This is a genomic window from Kitasatospora sp. MMS16-BH015 (genome assembly GCF_002943525.1).
In the GTDB taxonomy this organism is placed as follows: domain Bacteria; phylum Actinomycetota; class Actinomycetes; order Streptomycetales; family Streptomycetaceae; genus Kitasatospora.
In genome coordinates this window covers 6,896,685-6,919,750 of the sequence record NZ_CP025394.1, presented here as the reverse complement: position 1 = coordinate 6,919,750, position 23,066 = coordinate 6,896,685, and the positions used below count along the sequence as shown (strand labels likewise).

At 74.3% G+C, this 23,066-nt stretch carries 19 protein-coding genes; 7 read left to right on the top strand and 12 right to left on the bottom strand.

What is annotated here, in order from left to right; genetic code table 11:
- Positions 1-2: 2 nt before the first annotated feature.
- The gene (locus CFP65_RS29485; RefSeq protein WP_305778264.1) at positions 3-3,005 is read right to left on the bottom strand and encodes a BTAD domain-containing putative transcriptional regulator; all 3,003 of its coding nucleotides are present in this window, start codon (positions 3,003-3,005) and stop codon (positions 3-5) included.
- A gap of 275 nt (positions 3,006-3,280) precedes the next feature.
- Positions 3,281-4,681, bottom strand: coding sequence for an FAD-binding oxidoreductase (locus CFP65_RS29480; RefSeq protein ID WP_104819033.1), 1,401 nt, complete (start codon positions 4,679-4,681; stop codon positions 3,281-3,283).
- A 362-nt stretch (positions 4,682-5,043) separates the two neighbouring features.
- On the opposite strand from CFP65_RS29480, the gene CFP65_RS29475 reads away from it, so the two are divergent.
- Positions 5,044-6,849, top strand: coding sequence for an alkaline phosphatase family protein (locus CFP65_RS29475; protein ID WP_104819032.1), 1,806 nt, complete (start codon positions 5,044-5,046; stop codon positions 6,847-6,849).
- On the opposite strand, the gene CFP65_RS29470 is transcribed toward CFP65_RS29475, so the two are convergent.
- The 8 genes from CFP65_RS29470 to CFP65_RS29435 form a co-directional block, all read right to left on the bottom strand.
- The gene (locus tag CFP65_RS29470) at positions 6,836-7,954 is read right to left on the bottom strand and encodes an NDP-sugar synthase (protein ID WP_104819031.1); all 1,119 of its coding nucleotides are present in this window, start codon (positions 7,952-7,954) and stop codon (positions 6,836-6,838) included. The genes CFP65_RS29475 and CFP65_RS29470 overlap by 14 nt on opposite strands.
- Positions 7,954-8,664: a 2'-5' RNA ligase family protein gene (locus CFP65_RS29465; protein WP_104819030.1), complete on the bottom strand. Its 711-nt coding sequence runs from the start codon at positions 8,662-8,664 to the stop codon at positions 7,954-7,956. The genes CFP65_RS29470 and CFP65_RS29465 overlap by 1 nt, the downstream gene beginning before the upstream one ends.
- A complete protein-coding gene (locus CFP65_RS29460) occupies positions 8,661-9,473 on the bottom strand; it encodes an inositol monophosphatase (RefSeq protein WP_104819029.1) in 813 nt (270 codons plus the stop codon). The genes CFP65_RS29465 and CFP65_RS29460 overlap by 4 nt, the downstream gene beginning before the upstream one ends.
- Positions 9,463-10,647 carry an acyl-CoA dehydrogenase family protein gene (locus tag CFP65_RS29455; protein WP_104819028.1) on the bottom strand — a complete coding sequence of 395 codons (1,185 nt, stop codon included), beginning with the start codon at positions 10,645-10,647 and terminating at the stop codon, positions 9,463-9,465. Before CFP65_RS29455 ends, CFP65_RS29460 begins: the two co-directional genes overlap by 11 nt.
- 69 nt (positions 10,648-10,716) lie before the next feature.
- Positions 10,717-11,637, bottom strand: a complete 921-nt coding sequence (locus tag CFP65_RS29450) for an ROK family protein (protein ID WP_104819027.1) — start codon at positions 11,635-11,637, stop codon at positions 10,717-10,719.
- Positions 11,624-12,382: an MBL fold metallo-hydrolase gene (locus CFP65_RS29445; protein ID WP_104819026.1), complete on the bottom strand. Its 759-nt coding sequence runs from the start codon at positions 12,380-12,382 to the stop codon at positions 11,624-11,626. The genes CFP65_RS29450 and CFP65_RS29445 overlap by 14 nt, the downstream gene beginning before the upstream one ends.
- On the bottom strand, positions 12,379-13,623 hold the full coding sequence (locus CFP65_RS29440) for an aspartate aminotransferase family protein (RefSeq protein WP_158702415.1): 1,245 nt from the start codon (positions 13,621-13,623) through the stop codon (positions 12,379-12,381). The genes CFP65_RS29445 and CFP65_RS29440 overlap by 4 nt, the downstream gene beginning before the upstream one ends.
- On the bottom strand, positions 13,620-14,627 hold the full coding sequence (locus CFP65_RS29435) for an NAD-dependent epimerase/dehydratase family protein (RefSeq protein ID WP_104819024.1): 1,008 nt from the start codon (positions 14,625-14,627) through the stop codon (positions 13,620-13,622). Before CFP65_RS29435 ends, CFP65_RS29440 begins: the two co-directional genes overlap by 4 nt.
- Positions 14,628-14,956: 329 nt before the next feature.
- Between CFP65_RS29435 and CFP65_RS29430 the strand changes: the two genes are divergently transcribed.
- Positions 14,957-16,051, top strand: a complete 1,095-nt coding sequence (locus tag CFP65_RS29430; RefSeq protein ID WP_104819023.1) for a GNAT family N-acetyltransferase — start codon at positions 14,957-14,959, stop codon at positions 16,049-16,051.
- 34 nt (positions 16,052-16,085) lie between these two features.
- Here the strand turns inward: CFP65_RS29430 and CFP65_RS29425 are convergent, their stop codons facing one another.
- Entirely contained in the window at positions 16,086-17,243 is a 1,158-nt protein-coding gene (locus CFP65_RS29425; protein ID WP_158702414.1) for an MFS transporter, read from the bottom strand.
- Positions 17,244-17,745: 502 nt separating this feature from the next.
- Between CFP65_RS29425 and CFP65_RS29420 the strand changes: the two genes are divergently transcribed.
- From CFP65_RS29420 to CFP65_RS29405, 4 genes are read left to right on the top strand one after another with little or no spacing between them, the layout of a single operon-like run.
- A complete protein-coding gene (locus CFP65_RS29420; protein ID WP_158702413.1) occupies positions 17,746-19,014 on the top strand; it encodes a condensation domain-containing protein in 1,269 nt (422 codons plus the stop codon).
- On the top strand, positions 19,011-20,270 hold the full coding sequence (locus CFP65_RS29415) for a hypothetical protein (protein ID WP_217368198.1): 1,260 nt from the start codon (positions 19,011-19,013) through the stop codon (positions 20,268-20,270). Before CFP65_RS29420 ends, CFP65_RS29415 begins: the two co-directional genes overlap by 4 nt.
- Positions 20,271-20,302: 32 nt before the next feature.
- Positions 20,303-20,557 carry an acyl carrier protein gene (locus tag CFP65_RS29410; protein WP_104819020.1) on the top strand — a complete coding sequence of 85 codons (255 nt, stop codon included), beginning with the start codon at positions 20,303-20,305 and terminating at the stop codon, positions 20,555-20,557.
- A gap of 5 nt (positions 20,558-20,562) precedes the next feature.
- Complete coding sequence (locus CFP65_RS29405) at positions 20,563-22,098, top strand: AMP-binding protein (protein ID WP_104821211.1); 1,536 nt, start codon at positions 20,563-20,565, stop codon at positions 22,096-22,098.
- A 39-nt stretch (positions 22,099-22,137) separates the two neighbouring features.
- On the opposite strand, the gene CFP65_RS39285 is transcribed toward CFP65_RS29405, so the two are convergent.
- Positions 22,138-22,317 (bottom strand): hypothetical protein, encoded by a 180-nt coding sequence (locus CFP65_RS39285; RefSeq protein ID WP_158702412.1) that lies wholly within the window; start codon positions 22,315-22,317, stop codon positions 22,138-22,140.
- Positions 22,318-22,455: 138 nt separating this feature from the next.
- Here CFP65_RS39285 and CFP65_RS29400 point away from each other — a divergent pair, with 138 nt between their 5' ends.
- Positions 22,456-23,010 carry a TetR/AcrR family transcriptional regulator gene (locus CFP65_RS29400; RefSeq protein ID WP_371682477.1) on the top strand — a complete coding sequence of 185 codons (555 nt, stop codon included), beginning with the start codon at positions 22,456-22,458 and terminating at the stop codon, positions 23,008-23,010.
- The last annotated feature ends 56 nt before the right edge of the window (positions 23,011-23,066 follow it).

Genomic DNA, 23,066 nt, shown 5'->3' with positions numbered 1-23,066 from the left:
CGTCAGCGGCTGAGCTGCTCCAGCAGGTCGGCCACCTGGCCGACGTCGGGCAGCCCGAGCCGCAGGAAGATCTCCCCGGCCTCCGCCAGCCGGTCCAGCGCCTCCGTCCGCTGCCCCAGATCGTGCAGGGCCCGGCCGAGCACCACCAGGGCGTGCCCCTGGTCGCGCTCGGCCCGGGCCTCCGCGCAGCGGGCCAGCGCGCGCTGGGCCTGCGCCACCGCCTCGGCCGGGTGGCCCATCACCCGCAGGGTGTCCGCCAGCCGGTAGCGGGCCTGGGCCTCCCGGCCGTTCAGCTCCATCGTCCGGCAGAGGCTGAGGCACTCGGTGAAATCGCCCACCGCCTCGTCGTAGCGGGCGAGTTCGTGCCTGGCCAGGGCCCGCACGTAGAGCGCGTACGCGACCCCGTGGTGGTCCGCCACCACGCGCAGCGCGGGCAGCGCCCGCTCGCAGTCGCGGACGGCGTCCTCGGCCCGGCCGCTGCGCACCCGGGCCAGCGCGGCGTTGACGGTGGTGACCAGCTCGCCGGAGCGCTGCCCCAACTCGCGGGCGAGCGCGATCGCCTCGTCGTAGTGGCGCACCGCCGCGTCGTAGCGGTGCTGGAACTGCGCGATCAGCCCCAGGTCGTTGAGGCTCTGCCCGAGGATCACCCGGTCGCCTGCCTGGCGGCAGTAGGCCACCGCCGCCTGGGTGTGCTCCTCGGCCTCGTCCAGGTGGGTGTTCTGCACCGCGAGGTTTCCGCAGAGGAAGCGGGCCCGCCCGGCCGAGCGCCGGTCGCCGCGGGCCTGTGCGGCCTCGGCCACCGCCAGGGCGGCCCGGGCCAGTTGCTCGCGCTGGAGGTCCGAGCCGAAGGCGCTGACCGCGATCAGGAGGTCGGCGGCCAGGCTCAGGTTCTCGCCGTGCAGCGCCTCGGCCTCGGCCGGGCGGCCCTGGGCCTCCCAGGCCTCGGTCAGCACCGCGTGGAAGACCCCGGGCGATTCGGCCGCCACCCAGGCCCGGGCCGAGCGGGCCTCAGTGAAGCGCAGCCCGGCCGAGCGGGCCGGACCGAGCGTGCCGCCCACCGGGTCACCCGGCACCACCTGCTCGAAGGCGGCGGTGGCGGTAGCCAGCAGGAAGTCCAGCAGGCGGTGCAGGGCCTCGGCCCGCTCCACGGCGTCGGCCTGCTGCCGGACGAACGCGCGGACCAGGTCGTGGAAGGCGTACCGGCCGAAGGCCGGCGCCTCGAGCAGGGCCGCGTCCACCAGTGACTCCAGCAGGTCCTCGACGGTCTGCTCGTCGCCGCCCACGGCGGCGGCGGCCGAGGCCAGCCCGATGTCCGGGCCGCAGACGGCCGCCACCCGGCGGAAGGCTCGCGCCTGATCATCCGTCAACTGCCGGTAGCCGAGCTGGAAAACCACCGACACGTCCAGTTCACCGGCGCGCAACTCGGCGAACCGGCGCCGCTCGTCGGCCAGTCGCGCGGTGAGCGAGGCGACCGTCCAGGACGGCCGGGAGGCCAGCCGGGCCGCCACGATCCGCACCGCCAGCGGCAGCAGCCCGCAGTTGCGCACCAGGGCCAGCGCGGCGGCCGGATCGGCGTCCACCCGCTCGGGCCCGGCGATCCGGGCCAGCAGCGCCAGCGCCTCCGTGGCCTCGAAGACCGGCAGGTCGACCTGGCTGGAGACCGGCAGGTCGAGCAGCCGGGCCCGGCTGGTGACCAGCACCGCGCAGCAGGCCGAGCCGGGCAGCAGCGGGCGGATGTGCGCGGCGTCCCGGGCGTTGTCGAGCACCACCAGCATCCGGCGGCCGTCCACCAGCGAGCGGAACAGCCGGGAGCGGTCCTCCAGGTGTTCGGGCAGCGCGCTCTCCCCCACCCCGAGCGCGGCCAGGAAGCTGGCCAGCACCATGCCGGGGTCGGCGGGCTGGTGCTCACTGCCCCGCAGGTCGGCGTAGAGCTGCCCGCCGGGGAAGCCGTGCCGAACTCGGTGGGCGGCGCGCAGGGCCAGGGCGGTCTTGCCGACCCCGCCCATTCCGGCCACCGCGGCCACCATCGGCAGCTCGGAGTCGGTGCTGGTCAGGGTCTCGACCAGTCGGCAGAGCACGGCCTCGCGGCCGGTGAAATCGGCGGTGGTGCCCGGCAGCTGGGCCGGCACCGGCGGGCCGAGCGGGTCGGCGGCGGCCTCCGGCTCGGCGAGCGCGGCGGAGTCCGGGGCCGGGCCGCCGCGCGGCTCCACCGGGGAGGCCTGCCCGGCGCGGGCGGGCGCGGCCAGCTCGGCCCGGGCCCGGGAGGGGGTCAGCGACTCGTCGGTGACCAGGATCCGCTGGTGCAGCCCGCGCAGTTCGGGGCCGGGCTCGACGCCCAGCTCCTCGGTCAGGCGGTGGCGCAGCCGGTGGTAGACGGCCAGCGCGTCGGCCTGGCGGCCGGCCGCGTAGAGCGCGCGCATGTACAGGCCGTGGGTGCTCTCGCGCAGCGGGTGGGCGGCGATCAACGCGCCCAGCTCGGGGATGGCCAGCTGCTCCCGGCCGAGCTGGAGGTCGAGGTCGAAGCTCTCCTCCAGCAGGGCCAGACGCAGCTCGTCCAGCCGGCGTCGCTGCTGCTCGGCGTACGGGCCGGGGATGCCGGCCAGCGGCTCGCCGCGCCACAGGTCGAGCGCCAGGCCGACGGCCCGGCGGGCCGCGGCGGGCCCCTCGACCGCCCGGATCCGGGCCGCCTCGCCGGCCAGCTGCTCGGCGCGCAGCGCGTCCACGTTCGCGGCGGGCAGCGCGAGGCGGTAGCCGTCCCCGGCCGAGAGCAGCGTCTGCGGCTCGGTCTTGGTCTCGGCCAGCTCCCGCCGCCACCGCCAGGCGTAGGTCCGCACCGCGGCGGCCGCCGAATCCGGCGGCTCCTCCCCCCAGACCGCGTCCACCAGCTCCTGGATCGAGGCAGCCCGGCCGGAGCGCAGCAGCAGCACCGCCAGCATCGCCTGCTGCTGCGGCGAACCCACGGCCAACGGCAGGTCGCCCCGGTAGGCGCACATCTGTCCCAGCACCAAGAACCGGACATCGTCGGACAATTCGTCCCCCAGGGGTGCGGCGGGCTTTCCCGATCACGTCACTCCGTCACCGACCCGCCCCCGAATTCCCCTCCGGTCGGGACCGCCGACAGACTCAACGGGCCCCATTCTGTGCAGCAAATACACAGGAACAACAGACGTGTCCGACTTCCCCTGGTTTCCCCCGTGTCCCTCCCGTCACACCCGACCCTCCGGGCACGCGGCACTGCCCTTTCGGGCACCCCGCCTGCCCGATCGGCCATCAGCCCCGGTCAGTGCCGCCCCGAGACGAGGTCGGCGAGGCGGGCGACCGGGGAGGTGTGCGGGCGGGTGCCGGATTCCTGGCGGTCGGCGTAGTGGTAGGCGGCGTAGAGGCCGTGCACGCCGAGCCAGCGCAGCGGCTCGGGCTCCCAGTGGCGGACGCGGTGGCCGACCCAGGGGAGGGTGGTGAGCTCGGTGGGGGTGCCGAGCACGAGGTCACGGAGCGTGCGGGCGGCCAGGTTGGTGGTGGTGACGCCGCTGCCGACGTAGCCGCCGGCCCAGCCGAGGCCGGAGCGCGGGTCGAGCACCACGGTGCTGCACCAGTCGCGCGGCACGCCCAGCACCCCCGACCAGGCGTGCTCCACCGCCGCGCCGCGGGCCGCCGGGAAGAAGCGGTGCAGGATCTCGGTGAGCTGGGCCACGGTGCGCGGGGCGGTCGAGCCGTCCAGGTCGGTCCGGGAGCCGTAGCGGTACGGGACGCCCCGGCCGCCGAGGGCGATCCGGTCGTCGGCGGTGCGCTGGGCGTACATGTAGGCGTGCGCGAAGTCGCCGAGCGTCTCCCGGCCGGCCCAGCCGATCTCGTCCCAGAAGGCGGCGGGCAGCGGGGCCGTGACGATCATCGAGGAGTTCATCGGCAGCCAGGTGCGCTTCTCGCCCGGCAGCTCGGCGGTGAAGCCCTCGGTGCAGCGCAGCACGTACCGCGCCGAGACCACCCCGCGCGCCGTCACCGCCCGGGCCCTCGCCCCGCCCGAGGCCGGGTGGATGCCGGTCACGGCCGTGCGCTCGAAGATCTCCACCCCGAGCCGCTCGGCCGCCGCCGCGAGCCCGCGCACCAGCTTGACCGGCTGCAGCCGGGCCCCGTGCGGCGTCCAGCTCGCGCCCAGCGCCCCGGCGACGGCCAGCCGCTCGGCCGCCTCGGCCGCGCCGAGCCGCTGCACCTCGGTCTCGCCGTACGCGTGCTCCGCCGCCACGAACGCGTCCAGCCGCTCGACCTGCGCGGGGGTGCGGGCCACCTCCAGCACGCCGCCCTTGACCTGGTCGGCCTCGATGCCCTCCGCCGCGCAGACCCGCAGCACCTCGTCCACCGAGGCGGTCATCGCGCGCTGCATCGCGACGGCCCGCTCCTTGCCGTACCGCCGCGCGAACACCCCGCGCCCGGCGAACCCGTTGTAGAGCCAGCCGCCGTTGCGGCCGGAGGCGCCGTACCCGCAGAACTCCCGCTCCAGCACCGCCACCCGCAGGCCCGGGTCGGCCTGCTTGAGGTAGTACGCCGTCCAGAGCCCGGTGTACCCGCCCCCGACCACGGCCACGTCCACCTCGACCGACCCGTCCAGGGCCGGCCGCGGCTCGGCGGGCCCGAGCTCGGAGTACCAGTGGGAGACCCCGCCGTTGACGGTGCTGGACGTGGCCACTTCCGACCTGCTTCCTGAACGTCGTGCCGATCCGGTCCGGGCACGCTAGCCGCCCCGCCCACCCGGGGCAACGGACACACTGCCAGGATCACCCGGCCGGCCACGACACCCCGTCAACCGGCCGGCCCCCGACCCGTCGGCCGGTCCACCTGCCGGCCTCCCGCCCACCAACTGCCGGACGGCACCGGCTGACCAGCCCGGATGAGGGACGTCCACACCTCTCGCACACATCGCCGACCGAACTTGTCCAGCCAAGTTCGGTCGGCGTTCTTCCGCCGGACAGTACGGGCCGATATCTCTATGTCCCGTCCATGGCGAAAGGCCGTGACATCCACCCTCACCAACGGGACGAGGTTTCCCCCATGCGACTGCGTCGTGGCTCTCTCGGGCTGCTCGCCGCCCTCCCCCTGCTCGGCACCCTGGTGGTCGCCGCCCCCGCCCAGTCGGTCACCGGCAGCGGCAACCTGATCGTCAACGGCGATGCCGAGAGCGGCGGTTACTGCACCGGCGACTGGAGTGCGGCCGGCACCGTGCCGGGCTGGACGGTCGAGGCCGGCGGGATCAACGTGATGTGCTCCTCGGTCGGCTCCTTCGGGCTGCCCGGCGACGGCAACACCCCCGGCAAGGGCTTCTTCGCCCCCGGCAACTTCGGCGACGGCGCGATGACCCAGACGGTCGACGTCTCCTCCGCCCAGAGCGCCATCGACGGTGGCGGCGTGACGTACAACCTGGCCGGCTGGCTGGGTGGTTGGACCACCTACGGCGGCTACGCCGCGGTCAGCCTGCACTTCAAGGACGCCGGCGGGCGCCCGGTCGGGGCCGCCGCCAAGCTGCCCACCGTCTCCGCCACCGACCGCGGCCTGGGCACCAAGTTCCTCTCCCGCTCGGCCACCGGCGCCGTCCCGGCCGGCACCCGCTCGATCCAGGTGGAGGTGCAGTTCCTCTCCACCGGCAGCGAGACCGGCTACCTGGACAACCTCTCGCTCTCCCTCTCCACCCCGGTCGCCGCGCCCGCCCCGGTGGCCCCGCCGGTCTCCCAAGTGCCTGGCTACGACCACGTGTTCACCGTCATGATGGAGAACACCGACTACAACCAGATCATGAACGACCCGGGTGACACCCCGTTCATCCACAGCCTGATGACCCAGGGCGCCACCCTCACCGACGCGCACGGCGTCTACCACCCGAGCGACGAGAACTACCTGGCGATCGCGGGCGGCGACACCTACACCAAGGGCGCCACCTACTGGCCCAACATCAACTCGCCGCAGCGCAACCTGGGCGACACCATCGAGGGCGCCGGCAAGAGCTGGAAGGCGTACGAGCAGGGCATGGGCACGCCCTGCAACACCACCACCCAGTACGACGCCAAGTACATGCCGGACGACGCGCCGTTCATCAACTACACCGACATCAGCGGCAATCCGGCCCGCTGCGCGGCGCACCTCTTCGACACCACCCAGCTGACCACCGACCTCCGGTCGGCGGCCACCACGCCGAACTTCTCCTGGATCGCCGCCGACGACTACTACGACGGCGAGGGCTCGGGCAACGGCAGCGCGACCAGCCTGCAGGTGCAGGACGGCTGGCTGAAGCAGACCCTGGCCCCGATCATGGCCTCCCCGGCCTGGACGCAGCAGCGTTCGCTGATCCTGCTGACCTGGGACGAGAGCGAGAACGAGGGCTACAACCACGTCGCCACCATCGCCGTCGGCTCCCAGGGCACCGTCCCGGCCGGCACCAGCAGCCCGACCCACTACGACCACTACAGCATCGGCCGCACCATCGAGCAGGCCCTCGGCCTGCCCGGCCTGACCGCCAACGACACCTACGCCACCCCGCTCAACGCGGCCTTCGTACACGCGAGTTCGAGCACCCCGACGCTGACCGGCACCCTCAACGGCGTCACCAACGGCGGCAACTTCACCCTCCGCTACGCCCTCCCGAACACCTCCCAGGTGAGCACCAAGAACTGGATCGGCCTCTACCCGGTCGGCGTCACCCCCGGCGCCCAGTCCGCCCTCGCCTGGTCCTACACCCCCAACCAGAGCGGAGCCGCCACCTTCGCCACCGGCAAGCTGAGCGGCCCCGGCCGCTACGACGCCTACTACCTCGCCAACGACGGCTACTCCGTCCTGGCCGGCCCGTTCACCGTCACCGTCGGCTGACGCCCGCCTGCTCCTCGCGGCCCGCACCCCTCACCGGTCCGGACAGCTCGCTCAGGCAGTGCCGTCGGATGGCGGCCGGGGTGGTCAGGGCGTTGCCGAGCAGCGCTCCGGCCACCGTCATCCCGGCGGGGACGGTGACCCCGGGGAGCAGCACCGACTCCCGGACGGTCGCGGCCGCGCCGACGGTGGCCCCCTGGCCGATCACGGCCGGGCCGTGGATCCGGCAGTCGGCCTCCAGGACGGCGAAGGCGCCGACGGCGACCCGGCCGTCGAGCCGGGCGGTCGGGTGCACCCGGGCGGTGGGGTGGAGGTGGATGCCGGGTGAGACCTCGGGTTCGGCGGGCCTGATGCCCAGTCGGCCGGCCAGGGCTTCGCCGGTGCCCCGCACGTAGCCCTCGGCCTGGCCGAAGTCCTCGAACTCGTAGGTGTCGGCGTAGGCGTGGAGACCGCCGGTGGTGGCGAGCAGCGGCAGGAGGTCCTCGTTGAGGTCGAAGGACCGACGCGCAGGGAGGTGGTCCAGCACCGGCGGCTCGAAGATCCAGGTGCCGGTGGCACCGTGCCGGCCGCGGGCCTGCAGGCCGGGCTTGGGCTGGTACTCGGCGACCCGGGTGCTCCCGGGGGCGAGCACCGCGACGTCGCCGCCCCACTCCTCCAACGGCCAGGAGTGCTCGAAGGTGGCGACGGTCGCCCGGGCCCCGACGCTGCGGTGGAAGGCGAGCATCGCGTCCAGGTCGAGGGTGGAGAGCATGTCGTTGGTGGTCACCAGCAGGGTGGCGTCCGGCCAGAAGTCGGCGCAGAACGGCAGGATCCCGCCGGTCCCCAGCAGGACGGGCTCGCGGTACCAGGTGATGGACACGCCGAGGGCGCTGCCGTCGCCGAGCGCGGCCTCCAACTCCTCTGCCAGGTGGAAGGTGTTGATCGCGATGTCGGTGATCCCGGCGGCCCGGAGGCGTTCGACGACGTGGACGATGACCGGCCGGTTGAGCACGGGGAAGAGCGGCTTGGGCAGGTGGTCGGTGAGCGGGGCGAGCCGGGTGCCGAGACCGGCCCCGAGGATGAGGCCCTTGACGGGCCGGGCCGAGGAGGGATTCTGCTGGTACGGCATCAGTACTCCAGTCCGATCCGGGCGAGTTCTTCCATGGCCACCCGGGTGGCGGTCGGGCGGTAGCGGACGAGGGAGAGAGCGGTGACGGCGAGGGTGCCGTACTCCGTGTCGGCCTCGGCGGACACGTGGTCGGCCAAGGCCGCCTCGGGACGGACCGGGGGCCGGTAGACCACGAGCGAGGCGTGGGCGGTGTCCCGGATGCGCCGGGCGTCCCCGCCGGGTACGCCCAGGTACCCGCCGGGCGGGGTGTCGGCGTGCAGGCGGTGGCGCAGCTGCTGGAGGGCGGGGGTCGCGTACCCGCAGGCGAAGAGCCCGCCGGGCGAGCCGCCGATGCCGCGCAGGGTGACGGCGAGCGGGCCGAGCCCCCGGACGGCGCGGCGGGCCTGCCGTGCGTAGTGGTCGACGTGCTCCTCGGCGACCTCGTCGGCGAACCCCTCGACGCTGCGCACGGTGAGGTGGAGGTCCTCCGGTCGGTACACCAGGTGCGGCCCCGCACAGTGCTCGGCGAGCACGGCCAGCTCGGCTGCGAGCGCCTCGCGCGGTGCGCCGGTCACCCGGATGACCAGGCTCAGACCCCAGCGGGGGCTCCCGTGCTCGGGGATCCCGTCCGGCTGGTGGGTCGCCTCCCGGAGCGCCCGCTCGCCGACCCGCCAGAGGCTGCGGTAGGTCTCGCCGAGCGCTTCGGGCGAGGCGGGTGGTGTCGTGGTCACGGCTGGGGCTCCTCGGTCGTGCGGTCGGCGGGCTCCGGGTGGAGGGCGCGGTGGACACCGGTGCGCAGGGTCCGGTGGAGCCTGCCGTTGGACGTGAGCAGCGACCCGCGGTCGAGGGTCGGCTCCCCGTCCAGGTCGCTCCATGTGCCGCCGGCCTCCGCGACGATCAGCGCGGGGGCGGCGAGGTCCCAGGGGCTGGCACCGTAGGAGAGCGCCCCGTCCGTGATCCCCTCGGCCACCTGCACGTGGCCGAGGAAGTTCCCGATCCCCCAGGCTGTCCGGCAGGTCGAGGCGAAGGCGGCCAGCTCGCGGAGCGGCGCCACCGGGTACTCGTGCACGCCGCCGAACGCGAAGGAGGCGTCCCGGAGTTCGCCCACCTCGGAGACGGCCAGCCTGCGGCCGCCGTCGGTGTGCGCCCCGCGGCCGAGCTCGGCCCACCAGGTGCGTCCGAGCGAGGGCGCACTCACGACGGCGACGCTCGGCCCGGTGCCCTCGCACCAGGCCAGCAGGGTGCCCCAGAACGGTGAGCCCCGCCGGAAGTTCTCGGTGCCGTCGATCGGATCGACGATCCAGCGGCCGCCGTCGGGCCGGCCGTCGAGGCCGTACTCCTCGCCCAGGACGGCTTCGCCGGGGGCGAGTTCGGCGAGCACCTCGCGGATGCGCTCCTCGGTGGCGAGATCGGCCCGGGTGACCACGGAGCCGTCCTCCTTGGCCCAGCCGGCCAGGCCGCGGTCCCGGTGGAACGGCAGGGCCGTCCGGGCCGCTTCGCGGGCGACCGCCTGGGCGGTCCGGAGCCGGTCAGAGGTCATGGTAGGAGGCCCCGTCGATCTCCAGGCGGCCGATCAACTCCTTGCAGAAGTCGTCGTTGGGGCCCATGAGCGAGGCCGCGAGCGCATCGCGCAGGTGTCGCTCGATGGCCAACGGGCCGCGGGAGTAGGCGATCCCGCCGCTGGCCAGCATGGCCTCCCGCGCGACGGCCGAGGCGGCCTCGGCCGCCGCGACCTTGCAGGCGGTCATCGGTACGGCGAGCTCCGCCAGCTCCTGGCCCTGGTCGATCCGCCGGGCCAGGTCGGCGGTCATCGGCCGGACGGCGGCCAGCCGGATCGCCATTTCACCGACGTGTCGGCGGGCGATCGGGTAATCGCTCAGCTTGGCGCCGAAGCCCGCGGGGTCACCGGTGTACCGACGGGAGCGGATCCGGCCGACGGCGGCCTGGTAGGCGGCGGCGGCGATCCCGAGGTAGGCGGAGGTGACCCCGAGGTGGTAGACGGGCTGGTTGGCCTCGTTGTACTGCCGGAGGCCACCGCCCTCGCCGCCGGAGTAGAGCAGCGCCGACTCCGCGACCTCGGCGCGGAACCGGATCCAGGTACTGCTGTTCCCGGCGAGTCCGAGCCCGTGCCAGCTGCCGGTGGTGATCTCGCCCTGGTCGGCCCGGACGGCGAAGACCGCGTGGTCCCGGTCGCTGTCCGCGCCCGGTGCCCGGGTGGAGACCACGTAGAGGTCGGCGTGCCCGGCCGAGGTGGCGAAGCTCTTGTCGGCGGTGATCCGGTACCCACGGTCGGTCCGCTCGGCGGTGCTGGCCACCGACCACCACTGCGAGCCGGAGCCGGGCTCGCTGATCGCCTCGGTCACCAGCAGGCGGTCGGCCACGATCTCGCGCAGCAGCTCCCGCCGGCGCTCCGCCTCCGGGATGGCCAGGAACGAGCTGAGGGCCGTCACGTGCATCACGTAGACCATGGCGGTGGAGGCGCAGGCCTCGGCCAGCCTGGTCACCACCTCGCTGAACTCCTCGGCTCCCGCTCCCGCGCCGCCGTCCGCGCGGGGGACGGACAGTGCCAGGAAGCCGGCCTCGCCGAGTGCCTTGATGCCTTCGGCCGGAAAGGAACCGGCTCGGTCGACTTCGGCGGCGGCGGGGGCCACCACCTCCTCGATCACGGCATCGAGCGCCCGGGCCCGGGCGATGCGTTCGGGTGAATGCTGCATGGGTCTCCCTGGGGTGTGGTCCGGAGCCCGGTCGACGGTGGTCCGGTGTGGGTGAGGTGAGGTGACGGGTCAGTCGGCCGGAGCCGAGGCGGCGGCACCCACGACCCCGGCGGCGCGCCCGAGCCGGCCGGGTGCGAGGCGCAGGCCGCGTGCGGTGAGCGGCATGGTGTGTCGGGCGACGGCTCGGGTGAGGTCCGCTTCCAGCAGGTCCCAGGCGGCGGCCATCCCGCCGCCGAGCACGATCACCTCGGGGTTGAAGAGGTTGGCCAGGCCGGCCGCGGCGACGCCCAGCAGCCGCGCGGCCCGCTCGAACGCCTGCCGGGCTGTCGGATCGCCGCCGCGGGCCGCGCGGGCCACCTCGGCCGCGCCCGGGACGGACCGGCCGGTGGCCTCGCCGTACCAGCGGGCCACCGCGGTGCCCGAGGCGAACTGTTCGAGGCACCCCTGCCCACCGCAGGGGCAGGGCGGTCCGTCGGGGTCGACCACGAGGTGCCCGGCCTCGGCCGCCAGGCCCCGGCTGCCCGTGAGCAGCACCCCGTCGATGACGACCCCGCAGCCGACCCCGGTGCCGGCGAAGAGACCGACGACATGGCGGGCGCCTACGGCTGCGCCGTGGGTCCATTCACCGATCGTCGCCGCGTTGGCGTCGTTGCAGACCCGGATCGGGAGGCCGGGGCCGAGCCGGATGTCCGCCGGGTCGAGCCCCTGGAGGGCCGGCGCCGTGGGCACGGACCCGATCCGGCCGGTGGCGGGGTCGACCGAGCCGGGCACGGCCAGCCCCGCACCGGCGACCACCACACTCTGACTATCAGTCAAATCATGGTAAATAGAGGAGAGTTGACTGATCAGATCCGGCGATCTGGGTGCGTCGACCAGCGGGCTCACCAGCACCCCGGTCGGGTCGACCAGGGCAGCGCGGACACTGGTGCCGCCCACGTCCACCCCGAGCCGGGCACCGGCACCGGCCCGCGCTCGCTCAGGCACCGACATGATGGGTCTCTCCTTCGATGGCAAGCCGCACGGGTGTGCCCGGGCAGCCGGCGGCGGTGTCGGCGAGGATCCGGTCGCCCGCCCCGGCCACGTAGTGGGTGAGCAGGGCCCGGCCCGGCCGGGCCGCGGCGATGACCCGGGCCGCGTCCCGGGGGCACAGGTGCCAGCGGGGCCCGTGGTCGGGGGTGACCGGGTCGGTCACCTCGATCAGCAGGAGGTCGGCCCCGGTGGCCAGTTCGGCCAGTTCGGGGAACCAGCCGGTGTCGCTGCTGAACACCAGCCGGCGGCCGGCGCCGTCGGTGAGCCGGAGCGCGTTGGCGAGCGTGTTGTGGCGGGTGCGGACGGCGTCCACGGTGAGGTCGCCGAGGGCGAAGGGCAGGCCGGCGGTGTAGGTCCGGACGTCGAAGGCCGGGTCGAAGTAGCCGGCGCCCAGCCCCAGGGCCTCGCCGAGCGCGCGCAGGACGGCGGGTCCGTTCACGGGGAGGAGGAGCGGGAGCTTAGGCAGGCCATGGACGACGAGATGGTTGCGCAGGGCCACCAGATCGAGGCAGTGGTCGGGGTGCAGGTGCGAGACGAGCACGGCGTCGAGCTCGGCCGGGTCGGCGTACTTGCGGAGCGCACCGACGGCACCGTGGCCGCATTCGAGCAGGACGGTGATGCCCTGCCCGCGCACCAGGTAGCACGAGGTGGCGCTGCCCGGATCGGGGACGGCGCTGCTGGCGCCGATGATCTGCAGGGTCGTCATGCCGCCGCGCCCCGCGTGGTGGCGCGGCCCAGGACGCGGACGATCCGCTCGGTCGCCTCGTCGGCCTGCGCGTGGCTGAGCACCAGCGGGGGGTTGAGGCGGACGGTGTCGCCGCTGGTCCCGACCACGAGACCGGCCTCCAGAAAGGCCCGCTCGTCGGCCGCGTGCCGCAGCCGGACCCCGATCTGCAGGCCGGTGCCGTGGACGGATGCGACGGCGGGATGGCCGGCGAGCGCCTCGGAGAGCAGCCGCCGCCACTGCGTGCCCACCACCGCGGCCTGCTCCGCCAACTCCCGCCCGAGCAGCAGGTCGAGGGTCACCGCGGCGGCTGCGACGGCCAGCGGATTGCCGCCGAAGGTGCTGGACATCCCGCCGGGGAGCCCGAGCGGCGGAGTGGCCGCGAGGGCGGAGGAGGTGAGGACTGCGCCGATCGGCACGCCGTTGGCCATGCCCTTGCCCAGGATCAGCAGATCGGGCCGCACCCCGGCGGCCGTAGCCGCGAACACCGCTCCGGTGCGCCCGAAGCCCGTGACCACCTCGTCGAGCAGGAGCAGCGACCCGGTCGCGGCGCAGAGTTCGGCCAGTGTCCGGAGGAAGGCCGGCGGGCAGGCCCGGTTGCCGCCGCTGCCCTGCACCGGTTCGATCAGTACGGCTGCCACGGTCCGCCCCGCCAGCGCGGACCGGACGGCCTCCGCCGCGAGCCGCCGGGCCGCCGGGTCGTCCTGCTCGGTCGGGTACGGACAGCGGACCACCGGGTGGTGGCCTCGTGGACCGGGGTGCCACCGGGGGTCGGTGAAGTCCGCGACTCCGGTGGTGCGCCCGTGGAAGGCGCCCTCGAAGACCAGCACGGTGTCCCGTCCGGTGGCGGCCCGGGCGATCCGGACGGCGCAGTCGACGGCCTCGCTGCCGGTGGACACCAGGGAGAGGTGGTCGAGCCCGGAGGGTGCCAGGGACACCAACTCGGCCGCGTACCGGGCACGTACCGGGTGGGCGTGCCGGGACACCACCAGGCTCCGGGCCTGGTCGGCCAGGGCCCGGGTGAACGCCTCGTCCCCGTGGCCGAGCAGGCAGCGGCCCGCGCCGCCGAACAGGTCCAGGTAGCGGCGCCCGTCGAGGTCGTGGACCACCACCCCCTTGCCGCTGACCAGGGCGGCCGGCAGGGTCGCCGCGGTGGAGAGCCCGTGGCCCAGGTGGGCGGACTCCTGTGCCACGACGCGCTCGCTGAGGGCGCCCGGGGTCATGCCGGGACCTGCAGGGTGAGCGGCAGCACGTGGTCGGCGAGGAAGTCCGCCGTGCGGCGGTCGGTGGTGACCAGCGGTTCGAACCGGGACCACCAGGCGCGGTTGTCCCGGTACCAGTCCGCGGTGCGCCGGATGCCCTCGGCCAACGGCACGGTGGGCCGCCATCCGGTGGCCAGGTTGAGGCGGTCGGAGGTGGCGACCAGCGAGGGGCCGCGACCGTCCCGGGGCGGGGAGTCGACGGTGGTGAACCGTCCGCTGCCGGCGGCGGTGATCACGGCGGCGGCCACCTCCTCCAGGGCCACGGCCTGGCCGGCGGCCAGGTTGAAGGTCTCGCCGGTGTGCTCGCCGGTGGCGAGCAGGAGCAGCGCCTCGGCCGCGTCCTCGACGTACAGGAAGTCGCGGAGCCGGCCGGTCACCGCCTCGGAGGGGGTGTCGAGCAGGGCCTGGAGGACGATGCGGGGGATGATCCGGTCCGGAGCCTGCCAGGGGCCGTACAGGTTGGTCAGGCGGACCGTGGTGGCCCGGAGCCCGTAGTTGATCCGATAGGAGTCGACGATGTGCTCAGCGCCGATCTTCGAGGCCGCGTAGGGGGACAGCGGCAGGGGCGCGTCCTCCTCGCGGAAGAGCGGCCCGTCGTTGCCGCCGTACACCTCGATGGAGGAGGTGAACAGCACCGGCGTGCCGGTGGCGCGGGCGGCCGAGAGCACGGAGAGCAGGGCGGCGGTGTTGTTGCGGACCGCCGTCTCCGGGTGGAAGAGCGAGTAGTCGACGTGCGGGAGCGCCGCGAGGTGGACGAAGACGTCGGCCTCGGCGGCGAAGGCCGCGCCCGGGTCGGCGAGGTCGAGGAATTCGCAGGCGGCCGAATCCAGGAGCCCGCTGTGGCGCAGCCGACCCAGGCGGTCCGCCGTGTCCACGAGAATCACTTCATGACCGCGCTGCCGAGCCAGGAGAGCCAGATTGGTTCCGACGAATCCGGCCCCTCCCGTGATGGCGATTCTGGGCATGACGACACCTTTCTCGTGGAAGTCGAAGACAGCGTCCGGAAAGCGCTCCGATCACGTTCAGGCGTTTCACGGGCGCGGAAAAGAGAGAGTTCGCACTGCACCCCGGACCGGCTGAACGGGCCGGTGTCGGACGGGGGCGGCGTGTCGGAAAGGTGTACGGCGAGCGAATCCTGCTCCAACGGGAGCTCACCCTAGCAACACACCGCGAGCTTGTGCAATTGCAATCTCACATTGCATCGCTGGTCAGGCACTGGCTAGCCTGACGGCCTCACTCGTCCGGCCCCGCCCCACCCGCGGTGGGGGAGGCCCACCACAGCCCCGGGAAGACGATGTCAAGACCCGTTATCCAGGTCCTCGGCGACGAACCCTCCGGCGGTCGGCCGATCGACACCGAAGTGGTGCGCCCCGACCCGGCGCTGCTGCCCGAGGGCGGCCCCGGCTGGACGGCTGCCGGCCTCGCCCTGCTCCCGCCCGCCGTCCGCGCCGCGGCGCTCGACCGGCGCTGGCAGGTCCACTGGGCGGTGGCCCGGTCCGGCGGCGCGGTGCTCGGCGTGCTCCCCCTCTATCGGCCCATCACCGGCTCGGTGCCGGACCCGGCGATGGATCCGCGCGCACTGCTGCCGGACCTCACGGCGGAGTGGCCCGCCGACCCCGCCACCTGGCTGTACGTCGGCGGCTACCACGATCTGATCGCGGGCCCGGTGGTGCGGGCCGGCCTCGTGCCGGAGGAGGCCGGGCGGGTGCGGGCAGCCCTCGCGGAGCGGGCCTTCGACTGGGCGGCCGGCCAGGGGCTGCGCGCCTTCGGCCTCTACGTACCGGACGAGCTGCTGGCGGCGTACCACTCGGCCGCCGGCGCCGGCACGGTCAGCCGGATCGCCGAGGAGGCCGTGCTGCCGGTGCCTGCTGACGGGGACGACGGCTACCTCGGGCACCTCCCCGCCCAGCACCGCCGGACGGTCCGGAAGGACTGGGCCGAGCTGGACCGGCTCGGGCTGCGCGCGGTCGAGGGCGGCGCTGCGGACCTCGAATCGCTGCTGCCCGAGGCGGTCGAGCTGATCGCGGCGCTGCGCGCCCGGCACGGGACGCCCGATCACCCGCGCCTGATCGCCATGAGGCTGCGCGCCTGGGTGCGGCAGGCGGCGGACGGCTGGGCCTCCTTCGCCGTCCGTGACCAGGGGGGCCGGCTGCTCGCGGTGTCGTTCGCCGCCTGCCACGGACGCACCGCGGAAACCGGGGAGATCGGGTTGACCGAGGAGTCCGGGCTGCGTCACCTGGTGTACAGCGAGACCCTGGTCTACGCGCCGTTGCGGTTCGCCCAGCACCGGGGCTGCACCACCCTTCGGCTCGGCCTCGGCTCGGGCGAGCCGAAGCGGCGCCGGGGCGCCGAGCTCCGTCCGGTGTGGGCGGTCGTACCGGGCCGGTGAGCGCGGCGCGGCGCGGCTCCCTCGTCGGGGGCGCTCAGGCGGGCACCCGGGCGGGCTCCGACCGACCCGTGCGGGTGAGCGGGGTCAGGGCCAGGCAGAGCGCGTACAGGAGCGCGCCGGCGGCGATCCACCCCAGCCCCTCCCCGCGGAGCACCAGCTCCGTGGCGAAGACCGGCGCGAGGGCCGTGCCCGCCGCGGCGCCGGTACCGAATGCCCCTTGGTACTCGCCGTGCTGGTCTTCGGGGGACAGTGCGTACGACACCCCCCAGGAGCCTGCGGCCTGGAGCATCTCGGCGACCGTGTAGACCGTGCCGGCGGTCAGCATCGCGAGGACGGCCGCCCAGCCCGGCAGCCGTCCGGCCCAGCCGAACCCGACGCAGGCGACCAGCAGCAGCAGACCGGCCCGGCGGATCGACCGGGCTCCGCCCGGCGCGTCGTCGCTGCCCCTGCTGAGCCTGACCTGGAGGACCACCACCAGGCCCGTGTTGGCCATCACCAGCACGCTCACCAGCCAGCGAGGCGCCGCGGTGTGTTCGACCACCCAGAGCGGCATGGCCACCTCGAAGAGCCCGTAGTGCAGGCAGACCGCCGCGTTGACGGCGGTCAGCGCGAGGAACCGGCGGTCCTTCAGCACCGGGGCCGGGGCCCGCTCCCCGGCCGGGCCGCCGCCCTTCGGGGCGAGGGCGGGCAGCTTCCGGGCCAGCACGGCCGAGGCCGCGAAGCCCACGGCGTTCAGCAGGATCGCCGCCCGCAGCGCGGTGGCCGACCCGGCGTGCAGGGCCAGTCCCCCGACCGCCCCGCCGGCCACCATGCCCAGATTGCCGACGGCGCGCATCCGGGCGCGGGAGGCCACCCGGTCGGCCCGGAACGCCTCGGCCATGAGCGCCCCTCGCGCCGCGTAGGCCGCCCGCTCGGCGATCGCCGCCGCCGAGAGGCCCGCCGCCAGGGTGCACGCCGAGGTGGCCAGGACCAGCGCGGCCATGGCGGCGGCCTGGGCGAGCAGCGCTCCCACCAGCACCCGGCGCGGTCCGAACCGGTCGGCGAGCATCCCGGTCGGCACCCCCGCCGCCAGGGCGACCGCCCCGGAGACGAAAAGGGCCATTCCGACCGCACCGGCGGGAATACCGACAGAGCCGTGAAAATAGACCACGCTCACGGTCAGTAGGCAGCCGGTTCCAGCGGCTTCGAGCAATGCCGCCGACAGCAGCCGGCGGGCCGGACCGGCCGGTCCCAGGAAATGACGGACAACAGGGGTGAGCAATTCGGCTCGCCTCCCGGGCGGAGAAGTCGCCCTTGACGGGTCGGGGTGGGGGGAGTTGTGCCCGGAATTGTCACGGGCTGATTGCCGGTCACCTTAGACCACGGCTCCGTTCATGCCAACGGGGAGAATTGCGAAAAGACCGACGGAACGGTCAATGTCCTTGCGGCGGAAGCGGAACGGCCGCTACCTTTGGGCCGCACGAGGCGCGGTCCGGGCAGGTCCGCCGACAGCCTCGCCCCGGGGGCGCCGACCGGCACTGGTCGGCCGTGGACGCGTCGGACCGTCCACTCCTCGGTCAGTTCTCTCCTCCCACCCGGTGTTCTCCGGGCCGGTGACGTACCCGTTCCTTGCCGCGGGCCGTCCCCGTGGACGACGGAATCGGATGATGACCACACCTGCGCCGGGGGGTACCAGTACCCTCACCCGCCACCCCTTGACCGAACAGCAGCGGACCATGCTCGCCTTCATCGGCGGCCGCCGCGACACCTACTACCTCCTGTCCGAGGCCTTCCGGCTGACCGGGCCGGTCGACCCGGCCCGGCTGCGGGCCGCCCTCGGCCTGGTGCTCTCCCGGCACCAGGTGCTGCGGTCCGTCTTCCCCCAGGAGGGCGACCACTGCGCACTGGTCTTCGACCGGTCCGGACTCCCGACGGAGGCCTCCGAGGCGGAAGCCTTCGAGGCGGAGACTTTCGAGCAGGAGGCCGGCTTCCCGTCCGTGGCAGCCGCCGCCCGGGCCGGTCTCGATCGGGCCACCAGGCCGATGGAGCTCGACCGGGGGCCGCTGCTGCGAGTCTGGCTCGGCCGGGTCTCGCCCACCGAGTCCGTGCTCGTGGTGGCCGGCCATCACCTGGTCGTCGACCGCTGGGGCTTCCGTCTCCTCTACCGTGAACTCGCCCACGGCTACCGCGACCTCGCCGGTCTGGCGGCCTCCGCTGCGCCACCGCAGTACTGGCCGCCCACCACCGGGCCCGACCGCGGGCACCCCGATCGGGCGGAGCTCTTCGGGCGCGACTACCGGGCCGTCCGGGCGCTGAGCCGCGCGGCCTCGACTCCGCGCGGCCCGGCCGGGGTCCACCGCAAGAGGTTCGGCGGCGAGCCGGCCCGGCTGCTGACGACCGCCGCAGCCCGGCTCTCGGTCACTCCGTACCTGATCGGGCTCGCCGCCCTGCTCGGTGCGCTCTCCGAGGTGCTCGGTGACCCGGAGGTGATCGTCGGGACCTCGTTCAGCGGCCGGACCGACAGCCGGTCGCTGCGGGCCATGGGGTACTTCTCCACCAGCGTCTTCCTCGGTGCCCGGCTGACCGTGCCGCCCGGCCCGGCGCTGGTCCGCGAGCTCGAACGGCAGTTGGCCGACTGGCGGTTGTCCCCGCGCCGGCAGTGGGAGGGACTGTTGGCGGAGCACCGGGCCGAGGACCTCTTCCCCGTCAAGTTCGGCCTGGAGCCGGCCGAGGCGGCCGGCCCGGGCCCGGACCTCGACGGGGTCGTGGTCGAGCGGATCGACGAGCCGGTCGCCGAGCCCGCCGGTACGGCGCCGACCGCGCGGCGACCGCTCGACATCGACGTGGAGTACGACCGGGACGCCCTGTGGATCGCCACCACCTACCGGACCGATGCGGTGCCTCCCGCGCTGGTGGAGGATCTGACGGAGCGGTTCGCCGAGCACCTCCGCCGCCTGGCCACCCCGCCCGTGGGGCAGCCGTGAAGCGGCTCGGTGTCGTCTACGACGAGGGTGCGGCCTCCTTCGGCGAGATCCAGCCGGGCGTGGCCCGGCTGGCCGCGCCGGTCTTCCTCCTGCCGCCGGGAGAGCACAACCGTCGGCTGCTCCCGCTGATCCGGCGCGGGGGCGAGACCGTACTGCTCACCGGTGACCACGCCCAGGACGTCGCCACCGTCCGAGCGGTGGGGCTGGACGGGATCGTCACCTTCAGTGAGCAGCAGTTGGCCCGGACGGCGCTGTTCGCCGAAGGCGCCGGGCTGGTCTCCCACACACCGGCGACGGTGCGGCTGTTGACGGACAAGCTGGCCCAGCGCGAACGTCTCGCCCGGGCCGGGGTCGACACCGTCCCGTCCTGCCCGGTCCCTACCGTCCAGGCGCTGCGTGCGGCGCTGCTTGCTCCGGTGGGTCTGCCGGCCGTCCTCAAACCCCGTACCGGCAGCGGCAGTCGGGAGACCCACCTGATCACCGACCCCGAGACCGGCAGCCGGCTGCTCCGGCGGGCCCTGGCCGGGGCGGTGGCGGAGGAGTTCGTCCTCGAGAGCTACCTGGCCGGCGCGGACACGGCCCCGTTCGGCGACTACGTCTCGGTGGAGAGCGCGGTGGTCGACGGCCGGGTCCACCATCTGGCCGTCACCGGCAAGCTGCCGCTGGCTCCGCCGTTCCGCGAGACCGCGCAGTTCTGGCCCAGCCAGTTGCCGGGCCCGGAGCGCGAGGGCGTCGAGCGGCTGGCGACGGGCGCCCTCCGCGCCCTCGGGGTCACGACCGGGATCACCCACACCGAGATCAAGCTCACCCCGGCCGGCCCGCGCATCATCGAGGTCAACGGCCGACTGGGCGGTCTGGTCCAGGAACTCGCCGTCCGGGCGGCCGGCCTCGACCTGGTCGGGCTCTCGGGTGCGATCGCCCTCGGCGAGCGTCCGGACCCCCGGGGCGCCGGGCCGGAGCGGGTGTACTTCCAGTACACCAATCCCGCACCCCGCTTCCCCTCGGTCCTGAGCTCGGTCGAGGGCGTCGACGAGGTGCTGCGGCAGCCCGGCATCACCGCCTACATCCCGCACGTCCGTCCGGGCACCTCACTGCCCGGCGGTGTGATGACCCAGACCCTCGACCTGCTCTGCGGACACGCGCCGGACCACGCCGCGATGCTCGACACCATCGCGCGGGCGCTCGACACCCTCCGGTTCTCCTTCGCCACCGAGACCGGGCAGACCATCCTGACCGCCACTCAGCTGACCCGCTGAGATCCGCCGACCCTTGCGCTGGGAGTACCACCATGAACGACCCCGAGACCCGGGAATCCGTCCGCGCGGCCTGGACCGCCGTCCTGAAGGCCGAGCCCACCTCGGAGGAGGACAACTTCTTCACGGCCGGCGGCGACTCGCTCGGCGTCGTCGATCTCATGGAACGCGTCGAGGCCGCACTCGGGATCGAATTCCCGCTGGAGGCGGTCTTCCTCGACGGCCGCTTCGGCACGGTCGTGGCGGAGTGCTCCACGCGCCGGGCCGCGGCCTCTGCCGGCCGGAGCTGACCGGCGTGGCCACTTCGGACACCTTGGTCACTCTGTACGAGCAGGCGGCCCGCCGGCACCCGGACGCCGTAGCCTTCGAACACGGCAAGCGCTCCGTGCCGTACCGCGAGCTCCTGGCCGAGGTCGGCGCCGTGCAGCGGCTCCTGCCCGCCGCCGCAGGCGGGCGGATCGGGCTGCTCGGCTCCCGCACGCTCGAGGCCTGCCTGGGCTACCTCGGGATCCTCCGGGCGGGGGCCGCAGTGGTGCCGCTCGACCCGGGCTTCCCGGTCGAGCGGCACCTCGCGGTCTGTCGGCTGGCGGGGGTGACCACGGTACTGGCCGCCGGTGCCGTCGAGGAGGAAGCACTCCACCGGTACCCGGAGGCCGGGATCACCGTCCTCCGCACCCCGGCCCCGGGGGCGGCGCCACCGCCTCCCCCACCCCCGTCCCCGTCCTCGGCCGACCCGGAGGCGGAGGCGTACGTGCTGTTCACCTCCGGATCGACCGGCGCGCCCAAGGGGGTGCCGATCCTGCACCGGAACGCGGTGGCCTTCCTCGCCCACCTCCTCCCGCACTACGGCCTGGCCGTGGGGGCTCGGGTGGCCTTCACCACCGACCTCGTCTTCGACCCGTCCGTGATCAGCCTGTTCGGCGCCGTGTGCAGCGGCGCGACGGCGGTGCTGCCGGTCGGCCGGGAGTCGATGCTGCCGACGCACTTCGTCCGGACCAAGCGCCTCACCCACCTCTTCTCGGTGCCCTCCGCGATCTCGCGCGCCGTGCAGCTGCGACTCCTCGTCCCGGGGGCCATGCCGAGCCTGCGGTGGAGCGGTTTCGGCGGCGAACCGCTCACCGCGGCGCAGGCGCTGAGCTGGGCGGCCGCCGCACCGAACTCCCGGATCGCCAACCTCTACGGCCCGACCGAGCTCACCGTGTTCTGCGCCGGGTACGACCTGCCGTCCGATCCGGCCCACTGGCCCGCCACCGGCAACGGCACCCTCCCGATCGGCCGGGTGCACCCCGCCCTCGACTGGCTGCTCCTGGACCCGGCGGGCCGACCGGGCACCGACGGCGAACTGTGCGTCCGGGGCCCGCAGCGCTTCGCCGGGTACACCGATCCGTCCGCGGACCTCGGGCGGTTCCTCCGCGGCTCGTCGGCCGAGGGCCCTGAACGTGCACCGGAGCCGTACGACGGCAGTACACGGCTCACTGCCGACCACTGGTACCGCACGGGAGACCGGGTCCGGCTGGAGGGAGGCGAACTCGTCCACGTCGGCCGGATCGACCGCCAGGTCAAGATCCGTGGCTACCGCGTCGAGCTCGCCGAGATCGAGACGGCACTGCGCCGTGTCCCCGGTGTCTCGGACGTCGCGGTGGTCCAGGTCTCCGCAGCCGCACTGCACGCCTTCCACACGGGAGCGCGTCACTCGGCTGACGAGCTGCTCGGCATGCTCCGCGCGGTCCTGCCGCCGTACATGCTGCCCAGCCGGCTGACCTGGCTGCCACAACTACCGCTCAACCACAATGGCAAGACGGACCACCACCGGCTGGCGGAGCTGGACTGACGACCTCGTGCACGGTGAGCCGTGGCGTGCGGGAGGTCGTCAGTGGCCGGCCTTCTTCCGGTGGTTCCTGATGCTGACCGGAGCCCCGAGGGCGGCGAGCAAGGCGGCTTCCGCCACCTTGTCGTGACCCTGGGCGAAGAAGGACCCGGCTCCCAACGCCGCGCCGCAACCACACCAGCAGGCGCCCGTCGGGGCGGGTTGGTACTCGCTCTTGGTCATGCCCCCACGATGCCCGCCGGAACGGCCGGCCGGGAGGGGATTGCCGGAACTCAGCGGAGCCGGGCGCCACCGAGCCCGCTGACTCTGCGGTCAGGGCCGGTAAGGTGGTGGATCGTGGCCAGTCGTAAAACGTCGATCATGGAAGCAGCGGCGCGGGTGATCGCGCGGCGTGGGGTGCGTGGGCTGCGGGTGGAGGAGCTCGCGGCCGAGGCGGGCGTGTCGACCGCGCTGATCTACTACCACTTCAAGGACCGCACCGGGATTCTGAAGCAGACCCTGGAGTTCATCAACGACCGCGCGGAGCGGTACACCACCGAGCGGGCGGCCGACGCGCCGCCGCCGACCCCGCGCGAGGAGCTGGACCAGACGCTGCTGCTCGAGCTCCAGGACACCGACGAGGTGCGGGAGAACAGCACGGCCTGGGGCGAGCTCCGGGCGAGCGCGGTCTTCGACGACACGCTGCGCGAGGACCTGGCCCGGGCCACCCGGGTCTGGGTGCAGGAGATCGCCGAGCTGCTCGGGGCGGTGCAGCCGATGTCCTCGGCCGTGGCGCTGGCCGGCGCCGCCGAGCGGCTGACCGCCCTGCTGGAGGGCCTGAGCACCCGCTGGCTCAGCGGCAGCCTGCCGCTGGCCCACGCCCGCACCCTGATGGCCGAGGCCATCGAGGCGGAGGTGGCCCGGCTCGGGTGCTGACCGAGCCGGGCCCGCGCGCCCGCGACCGAGCCCGCCCCCTTGCCAAGGTCCGGCTC